The 1,074-nt window shown below is 51.2% G+C and carries 10 tRNA genes; all 10 read left to right on the top strand.

The features are described from left to right. Positions 1-61: 61 nt before the first annotated feature. The 10 genes from FC24_RS10015 (at position 62) to FC24_RS09970 (ending at position 941) form a co-directional block, all read left to right on the top strand. Positions 62-134: transfer RNA gene (locus FC24_RS10015), tRNA-Val, on the top strand. A 3-nt stretch (positions 135-137) separates the two neighbouring features. Continuing rightward, positions 138-210: transfer RNA gene (locus FC24_RS10010), tRNA-Lys, on the top strand. Between the two features lie 16 nt (positions 211-226). After that, positions 227-308, top strand: a tRNA-Leu gene (locus FC24_RS10005). 11 nt (positions 309-319) lie between these two features. After that, positions 320-392: transfer RNA gene (locus FC24_RS10000), tRNA-Thr, on the top strand. 12 nt (positions 393-404) lie between these two features. Continuing rightward, positions 405-476, top strand: a tRNA-Gly gene (locus FC24_RS09995). 11 nt (positions 477-487) lie between these two features. Further along, positions 488-574 (top strand) — tRNA-Leu (locus FC24_RS09990). 10 nt (positions 575-584) lie between these two features. Then, a tRNA-Arg gene (locus FC24_RS09985) sits at positions 585-658 on the top strand. Positions 659-685: 27 nt separating this feature from the next. Then, positions 686-759: transfer RNA gene (locus tag FC24_RS09980), tRNA-Pro, on the top strand. 14 nt (positions 760-773) lie between these two features. Next, positions 774-845, top strand: a tRNA-Gly gene (locus FC24_RS09975). A gap of 22 nt (positions 846-867) precedes the next feature. Further along, positions 868-941: transfer RNA gene (locus tag FC24_RS09970), tRNA-Pro, on the top strand. Positions 942-1,074: the final 133 nt, after the last annotated feature.

Raw genomic sequence — 1,074 nt, 5'->3', positions numbered from 1 at the left:
TTCGCGCCGAGGGTAGTTGGGGGAGCACCCCCTGCCAGCGTAGGTCGCTGCCACACCTTTTGGAGGTTTAGCTCAGCCGGGAGAGCACCTGCCTTACAAGCAGGGGGTCACAGGTTCGATCCCTGTAACCTCCATTTGAGCCGTTAGCTCAGTTGGTAGAGCATCTGACTTTTAATCAGAGGGTCGACAGTTCGAGCCTGTCACGGCTCATTGCCAGTTTCATTTTGCGGGTGTGGCGGAATTGGCAGACGCACTAGATTTAGGATCTAGCGCCGCAAGGCGTGGGGGTTCGAGTCCCTTCACCCGCACTCGTCATGAGGCCGACTTAGCTCAGTTGGTAGAGCATCTGATTTGTAATCAGAGGGTCGGGCGTTCGAATCGTCTAGTCGGCATGTTACACAGATGCGGAAGTAGTTCAGTGGTAGAACATCACCTTGCCATGGTGGGGGTCGCGGGTTCGAATCCCGTCTTCCGCTTGCATCCTTTTGCCGGGGTGGCGGAATAGGCAGACGCACAGGACTTAAAATCCTGCGGTGAGTGTATCACCGTACCGGTTCGATCCCGGTCCTCGGCATTAGTATCTTGCACCCATAGCGCAATTGGATAGAGTGTCTGACTACGAATCAGAAGGTTGTAGGTTCGACTCCTACTGGGTGCATTGCGTGCTTGCGCACGCAGCATGTTTCGGGAAATAGCTCAGCTTGGTAGAGCACCTGGTTTGGGACCAGGGGGTCGCAGGTTCGAATCCTGTTTTCCCGATTCAATAAAAGTATGCGGAAGTAGTTCAGTGGTAGAACATCACCTTGCCATGGTGGGGGTCGCGGGTTCGAATCCCGTCTTCCGCTTGTTTTTTTAGTTAAAATTTATCGGGAAGTAGCTCAGCTTGGTAGAGCACTACGTTCGGGACGTAGGGGTCGCAGGTTCGAATCCTGTTTTCCCGATTAATAAGCACAATTACCGTAGTGAAATAATTTTACTACGGTATTTTTATTTGGCTCTTCGTCAACTGTTGTTGGTGAATTAAGGCTCTTCGTCAACTGTTGTTGGTGAATTAATTATAAAAGTTCTAATCAC

The sequence above is a fragment of the Loigolactobacillus rennini DSM 20253 genome, assembly GCF_001436505.1.
Lineage (GTDB): Bacteria > Bacillota > Bacilli > Lactobacillales > Lactobacillaceae > Loigolactobacillus > Loigolactobacillus rennini.
Note: the sequence above shows the minus strand (reverse complement) of the source record. Positions and strands in the feature narration are given on the sequence as shown.